This window comes from Elioraea sp. Yellowstone (genome assembly GCF_006704265.1).
Lineage (GTDB): Bacteria > Pseudomonadota > Alphaproteobacteria > Acetobacterales > Acetobacteraceae > Elioraea.
Genome location: NZ_VIKA01000032.1, coordinates 23,802 through 30,568, shown reverse-complemented (window position 1 = coordinate 30,568; position 6,767 = coordinate 23,802). Strand labels below are relative to the sequence as shown.

The following is a 6,767-nucleotide window of genomic DNA, read 5'->3' as shown; positions in this document are numbered from 1 at the left end:
CCGGGCGCGCTCTCCGGCGCGGCCGGCCGGCGGAGGGCGACGCGCGCCGCGATCTCGGCGGGGGCGGCGAACTGGTCGGGCCGCATCGGCGCGAGCGCGAGATGCCGGCGCGCGAGGTCGCCCAGCCGGGCGGGCTCGTTCAGCAGCGACCACTCCGCGCGCAGCACGTGGATGCGGTCCTGGGTGGCGAGAATGCGACGGTTGAGGCCGGCGAGGCGGTCCTCGAGCGCCTGCACGTCGTGCTTCACCTGGTAGAGGAACAGCCCGGCGAGCACGACGAGCCCGGCCCAGATCAGGGTGGAGGCGCGCATCATGCGGCCTCGGCGAGGCGTTCGGCGGCGCGCAGCCGGGCGCTGCGTGCGCGGGGGTTGGCGGCGGTCTCGTCGGTGCTCGGCCGCAGCGGCTTCGGCGTGAGCAGGCGCAGGCGCGGCGCCGATCGGGCGCGCAGCGCCGCCGGGTCGTGGCGCGAGACGCCGGGCGCGCGGCCGGCGGCTTCGGCGAAGGCGCGCTTGACGATCCGGTCCTCGAGAGAATGGAACGAGACGGCGACGATCCGCCCGCCCGGGGCGACGAGGCCGATCGCGGCGGCGAGCCCCCGCGCGATCTCGTCGAGTTCGTCGTTCACGGCGATGCGCAGCGCCTGGAAGCTGCGCGTGGCGGGATCGATCCCGTCCGCGCCCGGCGGCACGGCCGCGCGCACGATCGCGGCGAGCCGCGCGGTGGTCTCGATCGGCGCCTCCGCGCGCGCGCGCACGATCGCGCGCGCCACCCGGCGCGCATGGCGCTCCTCGCCGAAGCGGCCGATGAGATCGGCGAGCGCATGCTCGTCCAGCGTGTTGACCAGATCCGCCGCACGCGGGCCGTCGCCGCCCATGCGCATGTCGAGCGGCCCCTCGGCGCGGAAGGAGAAGCCGCGCTCGGGCGCGTCGAGCTGGAGGGAGGAGACGCCGAGATCGAAGGCGACGCCGTCGAGCGCGGTGATGCCGCGTGCGGCAAGCAACTCGACCATGTCGCCGAACCGCCCCTCGATCAGGGTGAGCCGCCCCGGATGGCGCGCGGCCAGCGCCGCGCCGCGCGCGATCGCCTGCGGGTCGCGGTCGATCGCGAACACGGTGCAGTCGGCGGCGCCCAGGATCGCGGCGGTGTAGCCGCCGCCGCCGAAGGTCGCGTCGAGATAGCGGCCGCCGTCGCGCGGGGCGAGCAGGGCGAGCACCTCGCGCAGCATCACCGGCACATGGCCGGGCGCGGTCATGTCCGGCCTCCGCGGGGCACGGTCAGACCCTCCTTGAGCGCACGGGCGGTGGAGGCCGCGAGCATCCGTTCCGCCTCCGCAGGCTGGAGGATGTAGAACCGCTCGCCCAGCCCCATGAAGGCGACCGGCTTGTTCACTTCGAGGCCGGCATGGGCGATCATCCGGTCCGTCAGCACGATCCGCCCGTCCGCGTCGGGTGTTGCCGAATGGGCGGAGGCGAACAGCGTCACGGTGAGGGCGTCGTGCTCGTCGGAGAAGGCGTCGAGCCGGTCCAGCCCCTCGGCGAGACGGCTGTAGGCGGGCTCGGGCCAGGCCTCGATGGCGGGCGATTTGTGGCTCGGGCGCAGGATCAGCTCGTTGGTGTTGAAGCTCGCGAGTGTCGCGCGGAACGACGCCGGGACCGACACCCGCCCCTTGCTGTCCAGCCTGTTCTCTTGGATGCCCAGGAACCGGCCCATCCGCTCCGCCACACCCCATCACCGTCTTGCCCGGCGGGACGGGCTCGTTCCGCGCGGTCGTCCCGGCACGGGGGGTCGGCAGGGACGGCGGTCCATGACGCCGCCGCGTCATGGTCGTTCATGGGATAACATGGGCAGATATGGGCGTCAACTGGAAAGGGCCGGATTGTCTTGGGATTTCCAGGGGTTGTCTTGGCCGGGCGCAATGGTTAACGGGTGGTTCGTGGTCCTCGCCCGGAGGCCGCGGGTCGGGGGGCGATCGGGCACAAGTATTCATGCTTTGTTCTAGTTGTCCGACGCGGCCGCGAGCGGGTCAGGCGGCCTGTAAGCCGGGTTCTGTCCGGGGTGTCGCCACCCCTGGACGACCATTCGTCTGGGACGCCCGTCGCCGGGCGCCTCGCGCGACCTACCCGGGCGGGACGCGCGGGAACGCGCCTGCGGCCTGCCGTTTGAGGGCTTCCGCCGCCCGCCCCTATTCGGTCTTGCTCCCGGTGGGGTTTGCCGTGCCGTCCCCGTTGCCGGGGCCGCGGTGCGCTCTTGCCGCACCGTTTCACCCTTGCCGACGGGCCTCGCGGCGCGCCGGCGGTCTGTTCTCTGTGGCACTGTCCCTGGGGTCGCCCCCGCCGGGCGTTACCCGGCACCGTGTTCCCGTGGAGCCCGGACTTTCCTCACCCTCCGGCCTTTCGGCCCCAGCCTTCTCGCGAAGGGTGGAGGGCGCGGCCGTCCGGCCGCCTGACCCGATTGCGGATGTGTGACGGGGAGGGGGGCCGGGTCAAGCCCCGCCGATGCACCCCTCCGCCATGGCCGCCACGCGGCCGGCGGCCCAGCGCGTCCGGCCGTCCGCCACCCCGTCGGTGCGGTGCGGCGCCCAGTGGCGCTGGAATGCCGCCAGCGTGGTCGCGAGCGCGGCATCGGCGGGCCCCTCGGGCGCAACCTGGTAGCCGATCCGCCGCAGCGTCGCCCGGAGCGCGCGCACCCCGTCGCCCGCCTCGCCGGACGCGATCGGCGGCACCTCGTCCACCGCCGCCGGTGCCTCGCCCGGCCAGAGCCCGATGCCCGCGGCGGCGAGCCGCGCCCAGGGGAAACGCTCGCCCGGGTCCTGCTTGCGCGAAGGGGCGATGTCGCTGTGCGCGACCACGTTGCGCGGTGGGATCGGATGGCGCGCGAGCACCGCGCGGCAGAGCGCGATGAGCGCGTCGATCTGCACGTCGGGGAAGTCGCGATAGCCCCAGTCATGGCCTGGATTGACGATCTCGATGCCGATCGAACGGTCGTTCAGCGCGACGTGGCCGCGCCACCATGACAGCCCGGCGTGCCAGGCGCGCCGCTGCTCTGGCACGAGCGCGAAGACCTGCCCGTCCTCCTCGACGACATAGTGCGACGACACCTTCGCGGCCGGGTCACGGAGCCGCGCCAGCGCCTCCGCCCCGGTCGGCATCCCGGTGTAGTGCAGCACCAGCGTGTCGATCGGCACGCCCTCGGGCCGCGCGTCGTGGTTCGGCGAGGGGGCCGCGAGGAAGCGTTCCGGAATCGTCACGACAGGCTCCGTGTTGCGCACGCCAGGCGGGTTGCGCCACCCCACCTTGACACCTCCATTCTCCCGCGTGTGCAGTGGCGTCAAGGACGGCAGAAGCCCGTCGGCCATCGAGGAGGAACCGCAGCCCCCATGCGCACGCCGTCCGCGATCAACCTCTCCGCCGAGGATCTGCTGGCGCTCTATCGGCGCATGCTGCTGATCCGCCGGATCGAGGAGCGGCTGGGCGAGGACTTCAAGCGCGGCGACCTGCCCGGACCCGTGCACCTCTACATCGGCGAGGAGGCGGTCGCGACCGGCGTGTGTGCGCATCTGACGGACGCCGACTGGATCGCGTCCACGCATCGCGGGCATGGGCATTTCCTGGCCAAGGGCGGCGATCCGAGGCTGCTGGTCGCCGAGGTGTACGGGCGGGCGGGCGGCGTCTGCCGCGGCATGGGCGGCTCGATGCATGTCGCCGACTTCTCGAAAGGCATCCTCGGCGCGAACGGCATCGTCGGCGGCGGCATCGCGCTCGCGGTCGGCGCCGCGCTGGCCGCGCAGCTCGACCGCAAGGGGGCGGTTTCGGTCGCGTTCTTCGGCGACGGGGCGGCCAACCAGGGCGTGCTGATGGAGGCGCTGAACGTCTCGGCGCTGTGGAAGCTGCCGCTGGTGCTGGTATGCGAGAACAACGGCTTCTCCGAGTTCTCGCCCACCGCCACCGTGACGGTCGGCGCGATCGCCGATCGCGCCAAGCCTTTCGGCGTGCCTTCGGCGGCGGTCGACGGCAACGACGTGATCGCGGTCTGGCAGGCTGCGGATGCGGCGGTGCGCCGCGCGCGGGCGGGCGAGGGGCCGACGCTGATCGAGTGCCGCACCTACCGGCTGCGCGGCCATGTCGAGAGCGAGGCGTCGTTCCTCGCCGGCTCCTACCGCAACGACGAGGAGGTGGCGGCGTGGGCGAAGCGCGATCCGATCGCACGGCTCGCCGGCTATCTGGACGAGCACGGGCTCGCCCCCGCCTCCGCCCGCGAGGCGATCGAGGCCGAGATCGCCGCGGCGGTTGCCGACGCGGTCGCCTTCGCGACCGAGAGCCCCTATCCGCCGGCCGACCAGGCGCGGCAGTTCATGTTCGCCTGAGGGAGCGCGCGATGGCACGGCGACGGATGATCCAGGCGATCAACGAGGCGCTCGCCGAGGAGATGGCGCGCGACCCGCGCGTGATCCTGTTCGGCGAGGATGTCGAGATCTCGATCATGGGCGACACGCGCGGCCTGCACGCGACCTTCGGCCCTGACCGGGTGCGCAACACGCCGATCTGCGAGACGGTGATGACCGGCATGGCGGTCGGCGCGGCCGCGGCCGGATACCGCCCGATCTGCCACATGATGTACGGCAACTTCCTCTACACGGGGATGGACGCGATCGCGAACCAGGCGGCCAAGCTCCGCTACATGACCGGCGGGCAGATCAAGCTTCCCCTCGTCTACATGGGCGTGTTCGGCGCGGGCCGCTCCTCGGCCGCGCAGCACTCCGACGCGATGCATCCGGTGTTCATGAACCTGGGCGGCATCAAGGTGGTGCTGCCGGCCTCGCCGGCGGACGCGAAGGGGCTGCTCAAGAGCGCGATCCGCGACGACAACCCGGTGATCTTCCTGCAGGCCGCCGGACGCGGCGGCGAGGCGGGCGAGGTGCCGGAAGAAGAGTACACGATCCCGCTCGGGGTCGCCGAGGTGAAGCGGCCGGGGCGCGACGTCACGCTGGTCGCGATCGGCGCGATGGTACGCCCGGCACTGCGCGCGGCCGAGGCGCTCGCGGGCGAGGGCGTCGCGGTTGAGGTGATCGATCCGCGCACGCTGATGCCGCTCGATGCCGAGACGATCGTCGCGAGCGTGCGCCGCACAGGCCGCCTGGTGGTGGTGGACGAGGCGCGCGACACCTGCTCGGCGGCGAGCCACATCGTTGCCGTGGCGACCGAAGGCGCCTGGGGCGCCCTCAAGGCGGCGCCGAGGCGCGTCACCGTGCCGGATGTCGCGATCCCCTATTCGCCGCCGCTCGAGAAGGCGCTCTTGCCCGATCCCGAGCGGATCGCCGCGGCGGTGCGCGCGACACTGGAGCGCTGAGCCGTGAGGGCCGCGCTCAGGCTGCCGCGCATCAGCATGAACATGGAGGAGGGCACGATCGTCGCCTGGCGCAAGCAGCCGGGCGAGGCCTTCCGCCAGGGCGAGATCCTCTACGAGATCGAGACCGAGAAGGCGACCCAGGAGGTCGAGGCGCCGTGCGACGGCCGGCTCATCGAGATCCTGGCGCCCGCGGGTGCGACCGTCGAGGTCGGTGCGGAAGTCTGCCGCATCGAGACGTAGCGGCTGACCAGAACAGGAAGGGAGAACGTCGTGAACAGGATCGAGGACAAGCGGCTCGCCGAGAGCCTGAAGGGGATCAACCGCCGGCACCTGATGAAGGCGGCCGCCACCGGCGCATCGGTCTTCGCGGTCGCGGGGCTGCCCGAGCCCGCGCGCGCCCAGCGCGCGCAGTTCCGCTTCCGCATGCAGTCCTTCCTCGGGCCCGGCAACTTCGAGTGGGAGGACCTCGTCCCGCGCTTCGTGCGGCGCGTGCGCGAGATGTCGGGTGGGCGCGTCGAGATCCAGGCCTTCCCGCCGGGCGCGCTGATCCCGACCTTCGAGATGCTGGACGGCGTGATCAACCGCGTGGTGGATATCGGCTACGGCGCGCAGGTCTACTGGCGCGGCCGCTTCCCGATGTGCCTGTTCACCTGGGGCATCCCGTTCGCCTTCAACACGATCGACCAGTATGACTATCTCTGGCATGAGGCGGGGCTGAACAAGCTGGTCGACGACGCGTTCCAGACGGTCGGCGTGAAGTTCCTGGGTCCCCTCTACTCGGACGAGTGGGGCAGCACCCAGTCGCGCGTCGAGATCAAGCGCCTCGCCGACTTCCGGGGGCTGAAGGTGCGCAGCTTCGGCATCGCCGCCGAGATCTGGAAGCATTTCGGTGCCTCGATCGTCACCGTGCCGGGCGAGGAGATCTACACCGCGCTCGCGACCGGTGTGGCGGATGCGGCCAACTGGGGCTCGCCCTACGGCTTCGCCCAGCTCAAGCTCGAGGAGGTGGCGAAGTTCTATCTCGGCCCGCCGCTGATCATGTCGGATGCCGAGGATGCCTTCATGAACAAGGCCGCCTGGGACAGCCTGCCGGGCGAGCTTCAGCAGGTGATCCTGACGGCGCAGCGCGTCTGGGCGCTCGAGCGCTACACCCGCGCCTCGTTCGAATCCGCGCGCGTGGTCGGCCGCATGCGGCAGGCGGGCGTAACCTTCAACACCATGGTGCCCGAGGATCTCGAGACCATGAAGAGGCTGACGGTGGAGTTCACCGACAAGCTTGCCGGCAACGACGCCGGCGCGCGCGCCGCGCTGAAGATCATCCGCGACACGCAGGCCGTGTTCGGCCTCCGGCCACCCGGCATCTGACCCTCGCGCGGGCGGGTCCATCCCCGCCCGCTTCGCTTCCGCCGTCCGGAGACGTC

Annotated in this window: 7 protein-coding genes, 1 other RNA gene and 1 pseudogene; 4 read left to right on the top strand and 5 right to left on the bottom strand. The window is 72.1% G+C overall.

Going from position 1 to position 6,767, the window contains the following annotated elements; genetic code table 11:
- The 5 genes and pseudogenes from FK498_RS19225 to FK498_RS07075 all read right to left on the bottom strand — a co-directional run.
- A pseudogene (locus FK498_RS19225) lies at positions 1-311 on the bottom strand (hypothetical protein); the annotation flags it as partial.
- Positions 311-1,252 (bottom strand): 16S rRNA (cytosine(1402)-N(4))-methyltransferase RsmH, encoded by a 942-nt coding sequence (gene rsmH, locus FK498_RS07090; protein ID WP_141852987.1) that lies wholly within the window; start codon positions 1,250-1,252, stop codon positions 311-313. The gene rsmH and the pseudogene FK498_RS19225, both read right to left, overlap by 1 nt.
- Positions 1,249-1,710, bottom strand: coding sequence for a division/cell wall cluster transcriptional repressor MraZ (locus FK498_RS07085; RefSeq protein ID WP_141852985.1), 462 nt, complete (start codon positions 1,708-1,710; stop codon positions 1,249-1,251). The genes rsmH and FK498_RS07085 overlap by 4 nt, the downstream gene beginning before the upstream one ends.
- Positions 1,711-2,019: 309 nt before the next feature.
- An RNA gene (rnpB, locus tag FK498_RS07080) (RNase P RNA component class A) lies at positions 2,020-2,446 on the bottom strand.
- 36 nt (positions 2,447-2,482) lie between these two features.
- Complete coding sequence (locus tag FK498_RS07075) at positions 2,483-3,247, bottom strand: N-acetylmuramoyl-L-alanine amidase (RefSeq protein WP_237560865.1); 765 nt, start codon at positions 3,245-3,247, stop codon at positions 2,483-2,485.
- Positions 3,248-3,376: 129 nt separating this feature from the next.
- On the opposite strand from FK498_RS07075, the gene FK498_RS07070 reads away from it, so the two are divergent.
- The 4 genes from FK498_RS07070 to dctP are packed head-to-tail and all read left to right on the top strand — an operon-like array spanning position 3,377 to position 6,711.
- Complete coding sequence (locus FK498_RS07070) at positions 3,377-4,363, top strand: thiamine pyrophosphate-dependent dehydrogenase E1 component subunit alpha (RefSeq protein WP_202614776.1); 987 nt, start codon at positions 3,377-3,379, stop codon at positions 4,361-4,363.
- Between the two features lie 11 nt (positions 4,364-4,374).
- Positions 4,375-5,346 (top strand): alpha-ketoacid dehydrogenase subunit beta, encoded by a 972-nt coding sequence (locus tag FK498_RS07065; protein ID WP_141852981.1) that lies wholly within the window; start codon positions 4,375-4,377, stop codon positions 5,344-5,346.
- Between the two features lie 3 nt (positions 5,347-5,349).
- Entirely contained in the window at positions 5,350-5,586 is a 237-nt protein-coding gene (locus tag FK498_RS07060) for a lipoyl domain-containing protein (RefSeq protein WP_141852979.1), read from the top strand.
- A gap of 30 nt (positions 5,587-5,616) precedes the next feature.
- Positions 5,617-6,711, top strand: a complete 1,095-nt coding sequence (gene dctP / locus FK498_RS07055) for a TRAP transporter substrate-binding protein DctP (protein ID WP_141852977.1) — start codon at positions 5,617-5,619, stop codon at positions 6,709-6,711.
- Positions 6,712-6,767: the final 56 nt, after the last annotated feature.

Bases quoted from the DNA above. Each gene is read 5' to 3' on its own strand.
- rsmH (WP_141852987.1), bottom strand. From the start codon at position 1,252: ATGACCGCGCCCGGCCATGTGCCGGTGATGCTGCGCGAGGTGCTCGCC.
- FK498_RS07085 (WP_141852985.1), bottom strand. From the start codon at position 1,710: ATGGGCCGGTTCCTGGGCATCCAAGAGAACAGGCTGGACAGCAAGGGG.
- FK498_RS07070 (WP_202614776.1), top strand. From the start codon at position 3,377: ATGCGCACGCCGTCCGCGATCAACCTCTCCGCCGAGGATCTGCTGGCG.
- FK498_RS07065 (WP_141852981.1), top strand. From the start codon at position 4,375: ATGGCACGGCGACGGATGATCCAGGCGATCAACGAGGCGCTCGCCGAG.